Annotated in this window: 19 protein-coding genes; 1 reads left to right on the top strand and 18 read right to left on the bottom strand. The window is 40.0% G+C overall.

Annotated elements, in window-relative coordinates:
* Positions 1–364 precede the first annotated feature (364 nt).
* Positions 365–1,702 carry a sodium-dependent transporter gene (locus RT261_RS18545; RefSeq protein ID WP_313134608.1) on the bottom strand — a complete coding sequence of 446 codons (1,338 nt, stop codon included), beginning with the start codon at positions 1,700–1,702 and terminating at the stop codon, positions 365–367.
* Positions 1,703–1,829: 127 nt separating this feature from the next.
* On the opposite strand from RT261_RS18545, the gene RT261_RS18550 reads away from it, so the two are divergent.
* Positions 1,830–2,708, top strand: coding sequence for a LysR family transcriptional regulator (locus RT261_RS18550; protein WP_313134609.1), 879 nt, complete (start codon positions 1,830–1,832; stop codon positions 2,706–2,708).
* 149 nt (positions 2,709–2,857) lie between these two features.
* Here RT261_RS18550 and RT261_RS18555 read toward each other — a convergent pair whose 3' ends face one another.
* The 17 genes from RT261_RS18555 to cobM all read right to left on the bottom strand — a co-directional run bounded on the left by RT261_RS18555 (position 2,858) and on the right by cobM (position 18,338).
* Complete coding sequence (locus RT261_RS18555) at positions 2,858–3,493, bottom strand: biosynthetic peptidoglycan transglycosylase (protein ID WP_313134610.1); 636 nt, start codon at positions 3,491–3,493, stop codon at positions 2,858–2,860.
* Between the two features lie 97 nt (positions 3,494–3,590).
* On the bottom strand, positions 3,591–4,448 hold the full coding sequence (locus RT261_RS18560) for an AraC family transcriptional regulator (RefSeq protein ID WP_313134611.1): 858 nt from the start codon (positions 4,446–4,448) through the stop codon (positions 3,591–3,593).
* A 288-nt stretch (positions 4,449–4,736) separates the two neighbouring features.
* A complete protein-coding gene (locus RT261_RS18565) occupies positions 4,737–4,973 on the bottom strand; it encodes a cysteine-rich small domain-containing protein (RefSeq protein ID WP_313134612.1) in 237 nt (78 codons plus the stop codon).
* Positions 4,974–4,988: 15 nt separating this feature from the next.
* Positions 4,989–5,687: a precorrin-2 C(20)-methyltransferase gene (gene cobI, locus RT261_RS18570; RefSeq protein WP_313134613.1), complete on the bottom strand. Its 699-nt coding sequence runs from the start codon at positions 5,685–5,687 to the stop codon at positions 4,989–4,991.
* Positions 5,688–5,776: 89 nt separating this feature from the next.
* Positions 5,777–6,589 (bottom strand): ABC transporter ATP-binding protein, encoded by an 813-nt coding sequence (locus RT261_RS18575; protein WP_313134614.1) that lies wholly within the window; start codon positions 6,587–6,589, stop codon positions 5,777–5,779.
* Positions 6,582–7,586 carry a FecCD family ABC transporter permease gene (locus RT261_RS18580; protein WP_313134615.1) on the bottom strand — a complete coding sequence of 335 codons (1,005 nt, stop codon included), beginning with the start codon at positions 7,584–7,586 and terminating at the stop codon, positions 6,582–6,584. Before RT261_RS18580 ends, RT261_RS18575 begins: the two co-directional genes overlap by 8 nt.
* Positions 7,576–8,505 (bottom strand): ABC transporter substrate-binding protein, encoded by a 930-nt coding sequence (locus RT261_RS18585; RefSeq protein ID WP_313134616.1) that lies wholly within the window; start codon positions 8,503–8,505, stop codon positions 7,576–7,578. Before RT261_RS18585 ends, RT261_RS18580 begins: the two co-directional genes overlap by 11 nt.
* A gap of 40 nt (positions 8,506–8,545) precedes the next feature.
* Positions 8,546–9,343 (bottom strand): sirohydrochlorin cobaltochelatase, encoded by a 798-nt coding sequence (locus RT261_RS18590; protein WP_313134617.1) that lies wholly within the window; start codon positions 9,341–9,343, stop codon positions 8,546–8,548.
* A gap of 120 nt (positions 9,344–9,463) precedes the next feature.
* Positions 9,464–9,781 carry an energy-coupling factor ABC transporter substrate-binding protein gene (locus RT261_RS18595; protein ID WP_313134618.1) on the bottom strand — a complete coding sequence of 106 codons (318 nt, stop codon included), beginning with the start codon at positions 9,779–9,781 and terminating at the stop codon, positions 9,464–9,466.
* A 1-nt stretch (position 9,782) separates the two neighbouring features.
* On the bottom strand, positions 9,783–10,532 hold the full coding sequence (locus RT261_RS18600; protein ID WP_313134619.1) for an energy-coupling factor ABC transporter permease: 750 nt from the start codon (positions 10,530–10,532) through the stop codon (positions 9,783–9,785).
* Between the two features lie 143 nt (positions 10,533–10,675).
* Complete coding sequence (locus RT261_RS18605; RefSeq protein WP_313134620.1) at positions 10,676–11,497, bottom strand: energy-coupling factor ABC transporter ATP-binding protein; 822 nt, start codon at positions 11,495–11,497, stop codon at positions 10,676–10,678.
* Positions 11,498–12,292, bottom strand: coding sequence for a cobalt ECF transporter T component CbiQ (cbiQ, locus tag RT261_RS18610; RefSeq protein ID WP_313134621.1), 795 nt, complete (start codon positions 12,290–12,292; stop codon positions 11,498–11,500). It lies immediately after the preceding gene.
* Complete coding sequence (locus RT261_RS18615) at positions 12,276–13,637, bottom strand: cobyrinate a,c-diamide synthase (RefSeq protein ID WP_313134622.1); 1,362 nt, start codon at positions 13,635–13,637, stop codon at positions 12,276–12,278. The genes cbiQ and RT261_RS18615 overlap by 17 nt, the downstream gene beginning before the upstream one ends.
* 94 nt (positions 13,638–13,731) lie before the next feature.
* The gene (gene cobK / locus RT261_RS18620; protein WP_313134623.1) at positions 13,732–15,780 is read right to left on the bottom strand and encodes a precorrin-6A reductase; all 2,049 of its coding nucleotides are present in this window, start codon (positions 15,778–15,780) and stop codon (positions 13,732–13,734) included.
* Positions 15,777–16,508: a precorrin-3B C(17)-methyltransferase gene (cobJ, locus tag RT261_RS18625; RefSeq protein WP_313134654.1), complete on the bottom strand. Its 732-nt coding sequence runs from the start codon at positions 16,506–16,508 to the stop codon at positions 15,777–15,779. The genes cobK and cobJ overlap by 4 nt, the downstream gene beginning before the upstream one ends.
* A complete protein-coding gene (locus RT261_RS18630; RefSeq protein WP_313134624.1) occupies positions 16,498–17,583 on the bottom strand; it encodes a cobalt-precorrin 5A hydrolase in 1,086 nt (361 codons plus the stop codon). Before RT261_RS18630 ends, cobJ begins: the two co-directional genes overlap by 11 nt.
* Complete coding sequence (cobM, locus tag RT261_RS18635; RefSeq protein ID WP_313134625.1) at positions 17,580–18,338, bottom strand: precorrin-4 C(11)-methyltransferase; 759 nt, start codon at positions 18,336–18,338, stop codon at positions 17,580–17,582. Before cobM ends, RT261_RS18630 begins: the two co-directional genes overlap by 4 nt.

The raw sequence follows: 18,338 nt of genomic DNA on the forward strand, positions 1-18,338 counted from the left end.
GTGTTGATTGGGTTTTCGTAATGACTTTCGATAAAGTAAATTAGGATAACGTGGTGTATAGGGTAAATTTGGCGTCATCCGACCGAGAAGGCTGTTTATGGCCGACTAGAGACTCAGTGACGAGTATCGCCCTCTGCGATACTTGTCATGCGCTTTGAGGCTCTACAAAGGCCATGCCGCACGAGGGTAACAGATGCAAAGCATCTGCGGTAGCAAAATTTATCCTATACACCATGTTATCCTAACAAAACATAAATTAAGTCATTATGAAAGCCCCAGTAACACTTTCTGGGTTCTCTACAACCCCCTCAGGCAAAGCGTCCTACTGCGATAAATTTATTTATGAAGTCTATCGTCTTTTGGGTTATCCTATTCCTTTATATATAATGCCTAGAATGAAAATTAAAATCGTTATGGGTACATACACGTATCGGGCTATTATTGAATATGCCTTGGGTAATTTTTTCTTTCTTCCGCAGTTTAATTCTTCTTCAATCTTATTTTTTCCTAAAATGAAGTAAATTGATATTGCTCCAAATACTGCACCGAAAGGTACAACAAAAATTGTAATGAAGTCCATAAATTTCCCCACATTTAACTCATTTTCCAGGAATACACCTACAATAAATGAAATTGATATGCTAATCAGGGCCGCCACATTTCTGGAAATCTTGCATTTATACTGTAAGCTTTCAATAACGGCTTCAAACATATTAATTAGAGAAGTAATGCCTGCTAAAAGCACTGAAAGGAAGAAAATACATGCAAATATTCTGCCAAATGCAATTTTCCTAAAAATATCAGGCATTACCAAAAACATAAGTGAAGGCCCTGCTGTTGGTTCAATTCCAAATGAAAATACAGCCGGCATTATTACAAGTGCAGATAATAGAGCTGCTAAGGTATCAAATATGGACGTTTGCATGGAACCATTTACTATGTCTTCTTTTTTCCCAAGATAAGCTCCATAGACAATCATACCAGATCCTGTGATGGACAGGGAAAAGAATGCCTGGCCCATTGCCATAATCCATGTATTAATATGTAATAGAGACTCCCATTTTGGAATGAAGAGAAATTTATAACCCTCTCCGGAGCCTGATAGAAATAGCACCCGTATTGCCAAAAAAGCAAAAAGTAAATAAAAAGCGGGCATTAATACTTTACTGACTTTTTCGATTCTTGCAACGGAATCTGTAAATAAAATAAGAACCGTAATTCCTAAAATTGCAATATGCCATATGACACTTCCAAAATCACCTGTTGCCTTTGAGAAATAGTCCCCGCTGGAAACTTTAAATAAAGCTCCTGTTGCAGAGCCGAATAAGGATCTTAATACCCAGCCTATTATAATTGCATAGCCTGTTGCAATTCCAAGAGAACCCACTAGCGGGATCCATCCTAATGCCTTTCCTGCCTTGGCATGCTTTGAATTCTTCCAGCAAACTTCATAGGCTCCCAATGTTCCGGTTTGAGCTTTCCTGCCTATTGCAAATTCAGCCGATAGACCAACATAGCCAAACAGAAAAACGAAAAGCAGGTACGGAATTAAGAATGCTGCTCCTCCATATTGTCCCAGGCGATAAGGGAAAAGCCATATATTCCCCAATCCTACTGCTGATCCAACACATGCGAATATGAACCCCCATTTGCTGTCAAATGTCCCATTTTTGTTTATCTTTGCTTCCTTCTTCTTTTTCATATATCTAACCTCTAAGTATTTTAGTATTGAATTTCTTCACCCATTACTATACCATAACAGTTAGAATAAATATAATTGATAATATAGATAATATCATCAATATTTTTGATATTGCCAGGAGGAAAAAATGGATTTTAAGAATATACAAACATTTATCAAAGTTGCAGAATTAAAAAGTTTTTCCTTAGCTGCTTCGGAACTTGGTTATTCACAGTCAGCTGTCTCTACACAAATTACTAATTTAGAAAAAGAATTAGGACATTTGCTGTTCGACCGCATCGGGCATAAAATTGCCCTTACTGCTAATGGCGTAATATTTTTACAATATACTCAAAACATACAGCTTTTAACTGAAGAATTAAATGTACAGTTAAATGGCTGTACCGATGATGTATCCGGTACCATTCGAATTGCAATGGCCGATTCCATCTGTACCTCCCTATTTCCCAAAATACTTTCCGGTTTCCAAAAAGATTATTCTAATGTAAAAATAGTAATAAAAACCGGGGTCACATCGGATATGTTCACTTTACTGAACCATAATGAAGTAGATATGGTATGCACTTTGGATTTAAAAATACAGCGTCCTGATATTGTTATATTAAAAGAAGCTCCTGTCAAAGCTAATTTTTATATCTCCTCCAGGCACCCCCTTGCCGATAAAACCAATGTTACTATATCTGATATAAAGCAGTATCCCGTCTATCTTACAGAGGAAAATATCAGTTATAGAAAGTATTTAGACCATATAATAGCAGAACTTGATGAATATATCATTCCCACATATGAAATCGGAAATGTACAGGTAATAAAGGAACTTATTTTAAATTCTTTCGGAATTGGATTTATCCCTGAATTTGTGGTGACAAAAGAACTAAATGAAAAATTAATTCTTCCAATTTCCAACCCGAACTTTCCGGTTACTGTATGGGAACAACTAATATGTCACAGGGGGAAAGCACTTACTCCGGCTATGAATGCTTTGATTGATTTTATAGATATTTAAAAGCTGACTCTATATGCCCTTATTACACTTAAGCAGATGATGAAACAGTATAGAATCACATTCCATGTCTTATGACTTAAACTGGTCATGAATGCTTCGATTCTTTATAAATCGCCAGGTATTAGGCAAAAAGCATCGATTATATATAGCTAAATTCCATTTGCAGACATAGCGGAGAGAATATTTGGATTATAATTGTTTGGACTCTTAATAGTCCAGACAAGTGCGGCAACCTGCTCCGATGTTAGATCACTGGGAGAAACACCGTAATAATGATAAGAAGCTTCCTTTATTCCATAGCAGCCTTCCCCAAAGTAAATAATATTTATATATAGTTCCAGTATCTGATCTTTTGTTAAATGCCGTTCAATATCACGGGCGGCAAAAAGTTCCGCTACTTTTCGTTCTAATCTCTTTTCAAATGAAAAATATATATTTTTTGCAAGCTGCTGGGTTATGGTGCTCCCACCTTGAGCAAAGTATCCAAGCTTAATATTATTAAACATTGCCCTTGTTGTTGCAATGAGATCAAAACCGCTGTGGCTGTAGAATCTTTTGTCCTCTGACTTGATTAAATCTTTTATAAATTCTTCGGAAACCTCATCAAGTTTAACGTAATTATCACGACTTTGGACTTCCGCTATGGTTTTATCCAGATTAACAGTTTTCTTTGAATTGCGATACATATCATATCCACTTCGAACAACTGGATAAACCTTTATTGTAAAAATAGAAAGAAAAATAAGAAAACATACAAGTAACATAGATTTCAATATTTTTTTCATATTCCATACTCCTTTCAACATAATATAATTATATTGTATCACAGGAGTATTATTGTGCCATAGCTTAAACTTACAATAAACTAACATTTTTGTAAGGTTAATTCTTCTTTCTTACAGGAATCCATACCTCAAACCTGGAATTTTTTGGTTCTTGATTAAGATAAACTTCTATATCCGGCCCATTATCATACTCGTAACCGGAGGTTGGAAGCCATTCTGTTATAATCCGCTGCTCTAACTCTTGTATAGCCTGAGGGCATTGACCTTCTCCCGGGAATACTGCCCATGTAAAAGGAGAAATCATATATTCCTGCAGCCCCTGATTCTCTATTCCTTTTGCACTTGCAACAGCAATAAAATACTTCCATTCTTCAAGATCATTGCAGACACTTACACCTAACACGCCCATAGGTTCCCCTTCCATCATGGAAGCTAATTTAGGTATTGTTCCATCCATAGCAGCCTTCTGCCACATTTGGGGTACAATCTCAAAGTTCTTTTCTATTTCATGGTGAAGGGGCTGTGCAATTCCTATAATACGGAATGCTTCTTTCTTTTCAATTCTGTAGTTCATTTCATCTGCTCCTTTAATTATTATTTTGAAGCTGATAGGTGGATAGGCTCTTAAGGATACGCCTTTCTCTTTTACAAGAGAGGGTGCAATTCCATGCACACTTTGAAACGCTCTGTTAAAAGCTGTGGGAGATGAATACCCATATTTTAATGCAACATCGACGACCTTTTCATCTCCGCATTGTAAATCCGCAGCTGCCAAGGACATTCGCCTGCGGCGGATATATTCAGAAAGAGAGACATTTGCCATATAAGCAAACATTCTCTGAAAATGATATGTTGAACAGCATGCTACTTTTGCAATCTGGTCATAATCTATTTTCTCACTAATATGTTCTTCAATATAACCAATCGCCCTATTTAACCTTTCAATCCATTCCATACAGTCAACTCCTTAGTAATAGTATATTGTTTTCATAAAAGCATGTCCTCTCAATTGATGCACAAATAAGCGAGGTACTAAAACTTCTAAAATAGCCCATTAAATATACACTGAGCAGAAAAATGACACAAAAAATCTTTCGGCATCTTCTCTATTGGGATTAATTACATTGTATTCATTTAGCCCACTGAAAGCAATGATTTTTAATTTTGTAAGAGAACAACATATAGAAAAAAGGCTATGTTTTCAGTAAAGAAGAACATTGCCTTTTTAATATAATAATAATTATTATTCCTTTAGTAACTTTATAATGACATCATAGTTTTCCGGTCGATGTGGGAATGTACAATTAGTACAAACTTTAATTACCTTACCGTCATATTCCTTGTACTCCGGTTTTCCCGGGCAATTTACTCTTGTGTAAAAAGGACAATAGCAGAAAAGGCAGTTAAAGTTCTCAAGTCCCTTATGGCACGGAAAATACTTACAGTCCCTGTTTTCAAAAAAACGATATGAATTCTCCATATATAGCTGTTCCTTTCAAACTTTTTCTTTCACAATAACGATAGTCAAATAACTGCTTTCCGTATCCAGATTATTCACCCCAATACTGATTGCTTCATCTTTCATTCCGCAATTTGATACAGCATAAACCTCCAAACAATCTAAATCCTTATAATCCAGTATAGCCTTCTTTAATTCTTCCAGCTTTTTTCCCGACTTCATATAGATTTTTGTTCCCTCCAGCTCCAAAGTATGACCTACATCATAGGAGCCAGGTATAATATGTATTTCGTCTCTATTATCTCCTAAAGAAATGCCAAGTGCTGCCGCAACTGCGCAAAAGGAGGGAATTCCATTAATCATAATCGCGGTGCCCTTATTCTCTATCACTTTGGAATGAATATAGCTGTAGGTGGAATATATAGAAGGATCTCCTATTACAAGAAATGCAACCGTTTTATTTTTAGCTAAAATTTTTGCTATCTGTTTATATATTTCATTATGAACCTTTTTAAGTTTCTCTTTATCTTTAATCATGGGAAAAGGCATACATACAATTTCTTTTTTCTCAATCTGTGGATATACTTTTTCAACTATATGATATGCATAGCATTCCTCTTTCGTCTCAGTAGGAAGAACGATTACATCACTTTCCTTAATGCATCTTAATGCCTTTAAAGTCAATAATTCAGGATCTCCCGGACCTACTCCGACTCCATATAGAATATTACTCATTTAAACCTCAATTCCAGCGCCTGAACGCTTTTTAATAACAACAGCGGTCGGTTGAAAACTTGTTTTACAATCGAATCTCAACTTTAATGCTAAGTACTTTTTAAGTTGCCGGTTAAAAAACTTGTATTTTCAACCTGGTCTTTCTGTTCATAATAAAAGTGCTTCATTCCTTCGTTATCAAGAAAACTTTTAACCTTAATTTTAAAAATTTCGTCTATAATGCCGCTCTTTAGAACTTCTTCCGGGGTACCTGCTTTAGCAATCAGTCCTTGTTTCATAACGATTATGGTATCTGATATACGCAGAGCGAAGTCCAAATCATGTAATACCGTTATTATTGTTTTACCTTGCCCCTTTAGCTGCTCTATAATCTGCAGCAACTCCAGCTGATAGTTAATATCAAGATAAGTGGTAGGTTCATCAAAGAGAAATAACTCCGTCTCTCCGGCTAACGCCATAGCCAGATAAACTTTCTGTCTCTGTCCTCCTGATAGTTCTTCCACTTTCTTATCCCGCAAAGATAAGATTCCCGTTCTTTCCATCGCCCTCGTGCAGCACTCATAATCCTCTCTGCGGTAATGTCTTGGGTAAGAAAGGTATGGGAATCTGCCATGCAGTACCATTCTTCCAACCGTAATGGCTCCCCCGGTATGAATCTGGGGCAAATAAGAAACCTGCTTTGCAAACTCTTTCTGACCTATCAACTCTCTGCTTTTTCCTTTTAGATAGATGGCCCCCTGCCAAACTTCACATAAATCCACAATTGCTTTTAGAAGGGTACTTTTCCCGCTTCCATTAGGTCCAATAATAGTTGTTATCCTGCCCTTTTCAAATTCTAAGTTAATATCTTTTATTACCGGAATCTTACCATAGCCGGCTGTAATATTCTCAAGTTTAAGCATTCCGGTTCCTCCTTCTGCTGCGAAATAGCAGATATACAAAGAATGGTGCCCCTACAAAAGATAAAATAATTCCCACAGAAAGTTCATAGGGTGCAAACCAGGTTCTTGCAATATAATCACAGATTAGTAAGAACAATGCTCCAAGTAAAGCAGAGGCAAGGATAAAGTATTTACATTCCTCCCCTACCAGCATCCTGGCAATATGGGGAACTATTAGGCCTACAAACCCCAACAGCCCCGCAAAACTCACCGCTGCACCTGACAATGCCGCTGCCAGCATCAGAAACAGGAAACGGTAAAAAGAAACCGGAAGTCCCAGAGTCTTTGCGGTCTCCTCTCCTAATGACAGTATCTCCAATTCATTATGAAACAAGAGAACAATTGTGACTGCCATAATGATAAACACACCGGCATATTTTAAAATATTCACATTAACGCCATTTAATCCACCGATTTTAAACGCATTACCTGCAATGAGAGATTCTTCACTGAAGGTATAAACTGCATCTGTAATACCACCCAGAAAGCTATTGACAGCTACACCTGCCAGTATCAGCGTTATCTTGGAGGAACCCGTCTTCTTCCCCAGATAGTACACGAATATGACCGTAAAAAAAGCTCCCATAAAGGCTGCTATCGGCAGTAGGAAATAGGTTCCCGGCAATAAAAGTCCGCACAGAACCACAGCCAATCCGGCTCCAGAATTGACTCCAATAATATTAGGTCCTGCAAGGGGATTATTCAGAATTGTCTGAATAATAGCACCCGCCACTGCAAGTCCGGCTCCGGCAATAACGGCACCCGCTACCCGGGGAAGCCGGACATAAAGTAATATCCGGCCCGCTGCCGTATTACTATCCCCCAGGATTAGTTCCTGGAAGTCTCTAAGAGATATCTTTGCTGCTCCCCCTAATATACCTACACATATCATGATCAGAAGCAACAACAACATGATCCATATTCTTTTATTCGCCTTTATTTCTTGTTTACTTTTCACCATATAAATAATCCGCTAATATCTGATAGCTCTCTCCCCAGCGATTGTTCGGTTTCATGTGAAATAGTTCCTTAGGTAATACATGGTAACGGTTTTCCTTTACTGCCGTAAGTCCACTCCAGGCAGGATTGGATATTAATAACTCATCCACCATCTTTAGAGCGGCCTCCTTGGATTCTCCCATGGTAGTTACAAATATATAATCCGGATCTGCCGCAATAATTGCTTCCATGTTCAAATCCTTTAATAAACTATCCTCACTGTCTGCAATATTTACACAGCCTAATTCCTTTAGCATCTGACCTGTCATTGTATCGCTTCCCTGTGCTTTTACGCCGGTGGAATATGCTCTTAGGAATAATATGGTGGGACTGCTTCCATCTGCTCTGGCAATCTGTGCAGTTATCTCAGAGCGTACATCTTCCACATTTGTTTGATAAGAATCTTTATTCCCGGTAATGTCTGTAAAGATTTTCATCATGGCTGCATAATCCTCAAAGGTTTCTACCTTAAAGTAGGCTGTCTTAATACCTGCCGCCTCCAGGGTATCACGTATTCCAACCTGCTCGGCAATCCCACTGGACATAATTGCAAAGTCAATGTTCTCGCCAATCATTTTCTCTATATTAGGGGTGTTTAATTTTCCAAGACTCACTACTTCTTCCGGAGACAAAAGTATATCCATAGCATCCTCTGTAGCAGCTGTTATTGCCCCTCCAGCCAGCTGCCATGCGTCTGCATAGCTTCCGGATAACACCGCTGTTTTTTGAGGATGATTTATGATTACGTTGTATCCAAGGTTGTCGGTAAAGGTCGTTCCCTCTTCCGATGTATCAGCTGGACTTTTATCCTGTTTATTGCACCCTGCCAGAAGACAAAGACTAAATATCAGTACTGTTATTTTCAAAATTTTTTTCATATATCCTAATTCTATTCCTCTGCAAATTATCAATCTTGGATTAAGTATTGATATCCAGCAGCGTACTTGCCTCTCTTAAATGTTTAATGTAAAGATCACGTATCCCGTCATATTCCCCAATTCCCCTTAAAATACATTTCGGCTCATAACCCTCATTTCTTAATTTTGAAGCAAAGGAATCCTCCTCCCCGGCCATATCATTTACGGCATGGTCTCCTGCCACCAACATAAAGGGGAGCAGCAGCACGGAACCTTTTTCCCTTTGGGATGCATTCAATCCCTCTATTACATCCTCAATGGTAATTGCGCCTTCCACCGTTGCTATATAGATTTCCTTTCCTGAATAGCTCCGCATCTCCTTCTCAACCATAGCATAAAATCTGTCTGCTTTGTGAGAAGATCCGTGCCCCATAAGTATAACAGGTTTATCTCCCGCTGTCTTCTCTATTTCCTTCCAGAAAGCTTTTGCCGTATACTCACAATCCTCCTCATTTTCAAGGAGTGCATGTGCTATTTTTATATCAGTAAAAAACTCTCTGTAGCTTTCCACGGTTTGCTTCATTTTGTTATTCTCAATGCCATCTATGATATGTGTGGGCAGCACCAGCGCATGGGTAATCCCCTCCTGCTTCATCCGTTCTAATGCCTCTCTTATATCAAGGACAATCATGTTATCTCTTTTTCTTAAAATATTTCTTACAATACCACTGGAATAAGCCTGATAGATATTCCAGTCCGGGAAATTTTCCCGAACCGTTTCTGCCAGCTTTTCAATATTCTTCTCTCTGGTGTCCTTATGTGTGGTTCCAAAACTTACAATCAGAATTCCCTGTTTCATATAATCCTCCATGCTGCCGATAACCCACTAACTAGGGCATCAGAACAATATTTGCAAAGGGAATTGCATAACAATTCCCTTGGTGAGTCGTCTCCAAATACATGAGAACATTATTATAACTTATATTGTTTCCTTCGAATTTGTCCACTTCTTGCGTTCCACAAAACGTCCAATACAAAAAGCCAGAATACCAACTCCAACTCCTGTCTGAAGGCAGAAGAAGAGACTTTCTACTTCGCCCGGAAGCTCTCCCTTAATCATGGTCTCCAAAACTGGTGTAAACCATGGTTCATAGCTTCCGCTAATCTCCTCAATCATAACACTTCCGGCATCGTCAGAGCCGCCAAACTCCGCACCTTTTAGTGCGAAAAGAGGTATTAGTGCTATCAATATAGCTGCAATAATTAATAGGATAACTGTTCTTTTTGTCTTATTCATATTAGTTTTCCTCCATATTTAGATTAACCAGCTTAAGTTCCTGACTTGCATATGTTTTTAATGCAATCATGATTAAAACAGTAAGAATTCCTTCCAGAACCGCAAGTGGAAGCTGTGTTGGTGCAAAAACTCCTAAGAACTTTCCAACGGAGGCTATTACTCCGCCTTCTTCAGAAGGGTAGGCTATAGCAAGCTGGAAGCTTGTAATACAATATGTAAAGATATCTCCAAAAAAAGCCGCTAAAAAAACACTTACCATGGGATTGACTTTTAGTTTTTTACAAAGTTTGAATATACCAAAACTAAGTAGCGGGCCGGCAATTGCCATGGAAAAAGTATTGGCACCCAGTGAGGTCAGTCCCCCATGGGCAAGGAGAATTGCCTGAAATAGCAATACAATAATTCCCAGAATACTAACCGCCGTCGGTCCAAATAAAATTGCTCCTAGCCCGGTTCCTGTCATATGGGAGCAGCTTCCTGTCACAGATGGGATCTTCAGGGAAGATATCAAGAAGATAAACGCTCCTGACATTGCAAGCAAAGTAATATTTTTTCTATTCTCTTTTAGTTTCTTTTTAATAGATAAATATCCTGCCACTAAAAATGGAATACTTAAAACTCCCCAGGCAATACAGTATTTCGGTGAAAGATACCCCTCCATAATGTGCATTCCATAGGCTTTAGGGACAAAGCCCATGATTACCGATAGGACTGCCAGTGCAAAAATCATCTTTTTCTGTTTTGTAGACATATTAACCTCATTTCCGGTGCTTTAACACCTTTTAATATTGATAACAATTTTGTGCTATACACAAATTGCCGGTTGAAAATTTTTTCAACCTAATACCTTTCTTTATTGATTTATTCGGAACAACGACTCGTTGTTACCTTTCTTTATAAAAGCAAAGCAAAATCTGATATTTTTTTTGGATACTCTGTTGTTTCTTTGATCTTTCCCCTATCCTTAAGCAAGTCATATAACTCCATGAAAACAGGCTTTTTTAAATTTGCTTTTTTTAATAAATCTTCATCCTCAAATATTTCCTGCGCCGTTCCGTCACCAATCAGCTGCCCATCACAGAAAACCAGAATCCGCTTTGCAAAACGATAGGCAAAATCTACATCATGTGTTGAAAGAAGAATTGTCTTACCTTTCTCCTCAATTTTATCCAGTATTTCTTCCAGTACCTGAGCATTCACCGGATCCAGGGATGCGGTGGGTTCGTCAAATATCATAATTTCAGAATCCATGGCCAGAATATCCGCTATACTGACCCTTTTTTTCTCTCCGCCGCTAAGATAATGGGGCGGCCGTGCGGTATAGTCCTCAAGGTTCATTTCCCTTATGGCCGCCATGGTTTTTTCCTCAACCTCAGCTCTTGGAAGCTTCATATTCATTGGACCAAAGGCTACCTCTGCCTTTACTGTGGAAGCGATGATCTGGCTATCGGCATCCTGAAAGACGATACCTACATTTCTCCTTAACTTATTTATATTTTTCCTGTCAATTAATTCACCACGATACCGGATCTCTCCTGATGTAGGTTCTCTGACACCATTTAAGTTCAGGAAAAAGGTAGTCTTACCGGCTCCATTGGCACCCAGAACCGCAATCTTTTCCTGTTGATAGATTGCAATACTAATATCCTTTAATGTCTGATGATTCCTATCATAGGCAAACATCAAATGGTTTACCTCCAGAATTTTTTCCTTCATTTAGCCATTCCTCCGTAGGATTATAAAAACCAGTATAAGTAATAGGATATAGAATACCCCGTACATCAGCTGCTTCCCTGTTAGTACCTTTGTTTCTTCCCAAAACCTCCCGGTTCCATCATAGCCTCTTGCTTCCATGGCATCGTAATACATATCAGCCTTTTTCATGGATAATACTAACAGATTGGCCATCTCGCTGCTAAAGGTGTGAAAAGAAGTCTTCAAATCACAATATCCAAGTCTTGATCTTGCTGCATCTTTTTGTTTCTGATTGGTCTCTGACAAGATGAAAATATACCGGTAGATTAGATGCATCAATTCCAGTACCAAACCGGGCACATGAATTCTTCTAAGCACAGATATAATTTCTCCCATAGGTGTGGAAAGTGTCAGCATATAGAAGGCACTAATAGCTGCAAGGGCTTTTAAGGTCACATTACCTGCCAGTGAAAGGCTATCCCTTGTAATATACAGCTTGGTTTGAAAAAAGCTGATATAAAATACACTGTTATGTCCACTTCCAATTTGCACCATAATCGCCACTGCTCCCATCAAAAGGAAGGTAACTGGTATTCTCATAAGCCTTAAGTAAGCTTTCCCGGGTATTTTCCCCACTCCAACGCTGAGAATCATCATGAACAGTATAGTTGCCAGGGAAATCCCAATGGAATCTGCCCCTATTACCGTTATTAAAGCTCCCACAGAAAAGATCACCTTATAAACCGTATTCCAATTTCCTAACTTGGAAATGTATGAATAATAATCAATGGATTTTTGTTCATAAGACTTTCCCATATTCCAGCGCCCTCTCCAAATAATACTTTACATAACCAGGATTTGAATAGTAATATAGGTGCGGAAAACCCCACCAATGGCTTTTCGCAGCATGAATACACTGCCATTCCTTTCCGGATACCGGTTTTTGTGCGATACAGGAGGTCCCGTTCACCGTGCTGTCATAATAATGGAATTCATGTCCTCTGATGCCGGTATTTTTACTTAGAAAATTCCCTTTTCCTTCCATAATATTGATATAACCGAACCGCACCAGCTTCCCGGTATAGTGGCATCTGCCTCTTACCGCCCCCACCATGGAATAAGCTCTTTCCTCCATATCCTCCATGGTTTCATGAAGATACATAAAGCCGCCACATTCCGCTATGGAAGGCATACCATTATCAATAGCTTCTTTCACACTTGCTTTCATCTGGTTGTTTTCTGATAATTCCTTTGCGTAAAGCTCCGGATATCCACCTCCTAAAAGAATGCCATGGACATGATCGGGAAGCTTTGAATCCCTTAAGGGTGAGAAGTAAATCAACTCGGCACCGAATTTTTGAAGAAGCTTTAAATTGTCTTCATAATAAAAACAAAAGGCTTCATCTCTTGCTACTCCGATTCGTATATTCTTCTCCTCCGGGGTAATTAAAACCTCCTCCGCTTCCAAATCTACTGCTTGTAAAGCAAGTGCCATTATTTTGTCAATACTGACTGTAGTCTTAATAATATCAGCTGATTTTTTTACCTGTTTCTTAAGGTCTGCTATCTCGTGGGGCATCTGAAGCCCAAGATGTCTGCTCTCCAGATGAATATCCTTTTGCTTGGGGAAATACCCCAGAACAGGAACGGGTATCTGAGCTTCCAGTTCCGGCTTTAAGGTCTCATAAAACATCCCTGTAATGTTATTTAAAATCACTCCGCAAATCAGTTGTGACCTATCATATTGCAGAAAACCACTTATCAGCGGAATGACTGACCTTCCCATGCCATGTCCGTCTATAACCAGAATAATAGGTGTCTTTGTAACCTTAGCCAGGTGATAAGAGGAAGCTTCTTCCTTTATTCCTCCCAGACCGTCATACAACCCCATTGCCCCTTCAATAATTGAGATGTTTTTTTCTTTTGCCCCCTCTAAAAGCAGGTACTTTGTTACATTCTCACCGGTAAAATAAGTGTCCAGATTCTTAGAGGGCACACCAATCACCTTCTGATGGAACATAGGATCAATATAGTCTGGTCCACATTTAAAGGCAGCTACCTTCTTTTCTAAATCCACCAAAGCCTGTAATAAAGAGCAGGTAAGGAATGTTTTACCGCTTCCGCTGCTTACCGCCGCGATCATAATTCTTGGTACCTTCATTTTTATAACCATTCTCCTTTCAAAATCTGGAGACTTCGTGCGTAGCACAAATCTCATGTTGAAAGTAATTTCACTTTGAAAGAATGAAATTCTTTCAACCTTCCACTCCTTCCCTATAAACTTTAAAGTCAAAGGAGATGATATAAACGGGGTTCTCCCCCTGCAGCAAATGATATCTTCCCAAAGTTTTGGCTCTGCTCACCTGAACCTGTACAATCTCCTGATTTTCTATCGGTAGAACACTTAGAAGAGCTGTAACTTCACTGATCGTTTCCAAAGTTATAGCATTGATAACCACACGCAGCCGGGGATTTATTTCATAAAGTTTCTCAAGAATACCCTTCATGTTTCCGCTGCTTCCACCAAGGAAAGCATGAGTGGGAGCAGGAAGTCCATTAAATGCCTCCGGAGCTTCTCCTTCAATTACAGTTATATTGTTAAGGTTAAACTGCGACCGGTTCTCTTTAGTTAAGCAAACAGCTTCCCTCTTCTTATCAATTGCATATACCTGCAGGCATTCTGACAGCCTGGCACACTCCACCGCTATAGAGCCTGTTCCGCTTCCGATGTCATAAAGAACCCCATCGCCATATAATTGAAGCTTGCATATGGATATTTCCCTTATCTCTTCCTTGGTCATAGGAACCTTATCTCTGAGAAAGGCTTCATCTGACAACCCATGAGTAAGGATTCTGTTTTTCCAGTTGTAATTCTCCAGCAGGCAGACATAAAGTCCTTCCGCCTCAAGGGTAAGACAATCCGCCGGTGACAATATCATAATCTGTTCTTCCGGATAAGATAGTTGATATCCCACAGAGACTTTTACCTCTTCCATACCTGCCTTCATAAGCATGGAACCAAGTGCTTTCATATCCTCTAACCCGGAGACTAGAAGAAATGTCCTTTCATTTGTTTTCACTGCTTCTAAGATATTAGCAGCCCTTCCATGAATACTTAAAATTTCTGAATCTTGCCAGCTGCATCCCAGCTTTGCTGCCAGGTAGGATACACAGGAGATTCCTGGGTAGATTCTTACTTCCCCGGTTAATTTTCCGGCTTTAATCTCATTTTGCAGTTCTTCATAAAGTTTTCCGGCTCCGCTGTAAAATCCGGTGTCCCCGGAAAACAATATGGCAACTTTCAACTTTTCATGATATCCATGCTTTGGAGACCGCACAATTAAATTTGGTATAATATCCTTTGCCATGTAATAGGGCAGTTTTTCAACATTGGATGGAATGCCTTCCAAAAGCCGTTCTGCACCAAAAATTATACCCGCCTCCTTAATCTGCTCCTTAGCCTCTATGGTTAATAGTGCCGGAGCTCCCATTCCCATGCCTACCAGTGAAATATCCATATTGCATTCCTGTTCCAGCTTAATTCCAGTGAGCTTCTCCAATTCATTGCAGACTTCCCGAAAAGTATATCCCTCTTTCTTCTCCGGATTTCCGATTACCATTGCCTTGATTCCGGTATTTTGGGCAGCCTGCATCTTTTCTAAAAAGCCCCCATTATTTCCGCTTTCCTTGGTAACCATGCATCGAATATCATATTGCCTTATAATGGCTTCATTTAGTTCCACGGAGAAAGGTCCCTGCATGGCAAGTATCTGCTTTCCTGTAATTCCATTCTCATGGCACAGAGTAATGCTTTCCAGTCCCGGCAAGACTCTTACATAAAGCCGTGGACGAAGCTTATCGGATCTGCTGTATACCGCCAATTCTTTGCTCCCGGTAGTCAAAAGGATATTTCCCTCCAAACCCTCCAAAGCTGCAGCGCAGGTTTCATTGTCCTCAAAAAACTGAATATTTTCCCCCTCTTTCAGTCCGTTATTTGTATCTCTCTTTAGACGGAAATAAGGAAGATGGCTATCCTTCATACTCTCCACAATATTATCCGAGACAACCGTTGCAAAGGGGTGAGTGGCATCCACTACTCCCAAGAAATCCCCCTCTTCTATATAAAGCTTCATTTCTTCCCCGGTCATCCTGCCCTGTCGAACCGTAAGGTCCTCCAGCTTATTCATAACCTGTTCTCCATATTCCGTAGCCACACAAACCGTACAACGAAGGCCCCTTCTGCATAAATATTCTGCCAAGCTCCGCCCTTCCGTTGTTCCTGAAAAAATCAGTATCTGTTTCATAGCTGATATCCCCTTTTTGCAACTAATTTCCCTTCCAGAAGCTCTGTCTGGGAATTACCAATATATACGGTTGTAAACATATTAACCTGCGCTTCTCTTAACTCCTTTAGTGTACAGGTAACGGTTCTTGTTCCTTCCCGTCCTATATTCTCCACATATCCGCACATTCTGCTTTCCTCAAGCTGCTCCAGTAAAATATCACAGGCTTTTCTTAAATAATCCGCTCTCTTATGGCTGGAAGGATTATAAATGGCAATACAGAAATCGCCTGTGGCCGCTGCCCGTAATCTTCCCTCAAGGGTTTCCCAGGGAGTCAATAAATCACTTAAGCTTATCACACAATAATCGTGGCCTAATGGTGCTCCAAGGCATGCCGCTCCGCTATTGGCTGCAGTTATTCCCGGAATAATGGTAAGCTTACAATCCGGATATTCCTTATTCATCTCATACATCAGGGAGGCCATTCCATATACCCCTGCATCTCCGCTGCAGATCATAGCCACCTTCCTGCCCTTACAAGCTTCCTCAAAGCACATTCTGCAGCGCTCTGCTTCTTTTCTCATGGGTGTGGACAAGAATTCTTTCTCTGAAAAGCGTTCCGCCAACAGATTCAGGTATACCGGATAACCAATAATAACCTCACTATTCTCCAAAGCCCTTACTGCCTGAGAGGTCATCATTTCTTCTGCTCCCGGACCCATTCCTACAACATAAATATTATATTTCATCAAAAGTCACACTCCATTTTCGTTCTGCAATTGCTACAGTAATCCCATTCTCCGGGTATTTTTTTGTAAGCAGCCTTCCACCCTCTCCACAAGCTGCCATGGCTGCACGCTCACAAACATTATCCACACCCACCTGTTCCTGTACGAAAGAGGAGGAAGTAAATTCTCCGGGGATATTCTTTAGTTCTTCCTCCGAAAAAGTTTGATAAGCCAGATGGTATTTTTTTGCATATTCCAGCAAACCCACTTCCTCTTTCTTTCGGTCAATGGAGACAAGCGCTGCCAATGACTCTCTCCGGATTCCGGCTTTTAACAGTTCCTTTCCTATCACTTCCTCTATCTCAGAAAGAGATTTCCCGCGTCTGCATCCAACTCCAAGGATATAAGCCTTAGGGCAAAGCTGCAGGTCTGTTTTCTCCCCATCTTCTAAAAAGGGAGAGACAATAACGGATGCCTTATCCATGGCGGGGTAAGAAATCAGGGCCAGTTCTTCTGGTAATTTTCCATCATAGTCGCCAGCAATAGCAATGGTTACCTTCTCTCCTGCAAGGACTGCTGATGAAACTTCTTTAATTCCCTTCCGGTCACAGATGACAAGATTATTTTTCCTGGCAAATACATCTACCGCAAATAATCTGTTTACATCTGTAGCTGTGGTGATTACTGCCACTGCACCTAACTTATCCGCTATCCTTCTTGCAAGTTCATTGGCACCACCATAATGTCCTGATAACACCGGTATGACAAACCTGCCTGCCTCATCCATAACCAAAATAGCTGGATCCTCCAATTTATCCTTTACAAAAGGTGCAATAGCACGTATGGCAATACCGCTGGCTCCTATAAATAGCAAAGCATTCTCTGAATGAAACTGCTCTCCGGTCCATGTTAGAAGATTCTCCTTAATATACTCTGCCTTTCCATTGCCCTCCTCTTTGGCATGGGCTTTATCCACCTCCGGCAATCTCTTATATTTTGTATAAATATTGACTTCCATCTCCTGTCCCATATCTTTTTGTACTGAAAGAGAAAGTGCCAGTCCTCTTGAGGTAAAGCTTATTATGCTTAACTTCATACCCTCTTTCCTCTAAATTCTGTTTCAAAGTCCGGAGCATATAATCTGGAACGGCTGTAATTTTGATGTGCTATGGCATCTCCAACCAGAATGATGGCAGTCTTTGTTATTCCATGAGCCTTTGCAGTTTCCTCCAAGGTTTCAATAGTACACAGATACGTCTCTTCCTCCGGCCAGGTAGCCTTATAGACTATAGCTGCCGGTGTATCCCGCCGATAGGCTCCTTTAAGCAGTTTTTCACTTAATGCTCCAAGCATTCCTGTGCTTAAATAAATTGCCATAGTGGTTCCATGGGCTGCCAGGCTTTCTATGCTTTCTTCTTCCGGAACTGCTGTCTTACCTTCCATTCTGGTAATAATCAGGCTTTGTGAGATTCCCGGTAGTGTATATTCCAAGTTTAATGATGCCGCAGCTCCAAAGCAGGCGCTGACCCCAGGACAGCTTTCATAGGCTATCCCAAGCTCATCCAGAAGGTCCATCTGCTCCCTGACTGCTCCATAAATACTGGGATCACCTGTATGAAGACGCACTGTATTCTTATTATGCAGCTCCGCACCCTGTATAACCTCTATCACTTCTTCCAGAGTCATTTTGGCACTATTATAGATGCTGCAATCTTCTTTTACATATTCCAGAAGCTCCGGATTTACTAAAGAGCCTGCATAGATAACCACATCTGCTTTCTTTAGTAAACCCATTCCTCTTACGGTAATTAAATCTACTGCTCCGGTTCCTGCTCCCACAAAATAGACCAT

The sequence above is a fragment of the Anaerocolumna sp. genome (genome assembly GCF_032079385.1).
Lineage (GTDB): Bacteria > Bacillota > Clostridia > Lachnospirales > Lachnospiraceae > Anaerocolumna.

What these genes read in the sequence shown, in the direction of transcription:
- RT261_RS18595 (WP_313134618.1), bottom strand. Translation starts at nt 9,781, where the DNA reads ATGAATAAGACAAAAAGAACAGTTATCCTATTAATTATTGCAGCTATA.
- RT261_RS18560 (WP_313134611.1), bottom strand. Translation starts at nt 4,448, where the DNA reads ATGGAATGGATTGAAAGGTTAAATAGGGCGATTGGTTATATTGAAGAA.
- cbiQ (WP_313134621.1), bottom strand. Translation starts at nt 12,292, where the DNA reads ATGGGAAAGTCTTATGAACAAAAATCCATTGATTATTATTCATACATT.
- RT261_RS18585 (WP_313134616.1), bottom strand. Translation starts at nt 8,505, where the DNA reads ATGAAAAAAATTTTGAAAATAACAGTACTGATATTTAGTCTTTGTCTT.
- cobI (WP_313134613.1), bottom strand. Translation starts at nt 5,687, where the DNA reads ATGAGTAATATTCTATATGGAGTCGGAGTAGGTCCGGGAGATCCTGAA.
- RT261_RS18545 (WP_313134608.1), bottom strand. Translation starts at nt 1,702, where the DNA reads ATGAAAAAGAAGAAGGAAGCAAAGATAAACAAAAATGGGACATTTGAC.
- cobM (WP_313134625.1), bottom strand. Translation starts at nt 18,338, where the DNA reads ATGGTCTATTTTGTGGGAGCAGGAACCGGAGCAGTAGATTTAATTACC.
- RT261_RS18550 (WP_313134609.1), top strand. Translation starts at nt 1,830, where the DNA reads ATGGATTTTAAGAATATACAAACATTTATCAAAGTTGCAGAATTAAAA.
- RT261_RS18555 (WP_313134610.1), bottom strand. Translation starts at nt 3,493, where the DNA reads ATGAAAAAAATATTGAAATCTATGTTACTTGTATGTTTTCTTATTTTT.
- cobJ (WP_313134654.1), bottom strand. Translation starts at nt 16,508, where the DNA reads ATGAAATATAATATTTATGTTGTAGGAATGGGTCCGGGAGCAGAAGAA.
- RT261_RS18600 (WP_313134619.1), bottom strand. Translation starts at nt 10,532, where the DNA reads ATGTCTACAAAACAGAAAAAGATGATTTTTGCACTGGCAGTCCTATCG.
- RT261_RS18565 (WP_313134612.1), bottom strand. Translation starts at nt 4,973, where the DNA reads ATGGAGAATTCATATCGTTTTTTTGAAAACAGGGACTGTAAGTATTTT.
- RT261_RS18575 (WP_313134614.1), bottom strand. Translation starts at nt 6,589, where the DNA reads ATGCTTAAACTTGAGAATATTACAGCCGGCTATGGTAAGATTCCGGTA.
- RT261_RS18605 (WP_313134620.1), bottom strand. Translation starts at nt 11,497, where the DNA reads ATGAAGGAAAAAATTCTGGAGGTAAACCATTTGATGTTTGCCTATGAT.
- RT261_RS18630 (WP_313134624.1), bottom strand. Translation starts at nt 17,583, where the DNA reads ATGAAGTTAAGCATAATAAGCTTTACCTCAAGAGGACTGGCACTTTCT.
- RT261_RS18590 (WP_313134617.1), bottom strand. Translation starts at nt 9,343, where the DNA reads ATGAAACAGGGAATTCTGATTGTAAGTTTTGGAACCACACATAAGGAC.
- RT261_RS18615 (WP_313134622.1), bottom strand. Translation starts at nt 13,637, where the DNA reads ATGAAGGTACCAAGAATTATGATCGCGGCGGTAAGCAGCGGAAGCGGT.
- cobK (WP_313134623.1), bottom strand. Translation starts at nt 15,780, where the DNA reads ATGAAACAGATACTGATTTTTTCAGGAACAACGGAAGGGCGGAGCTTG.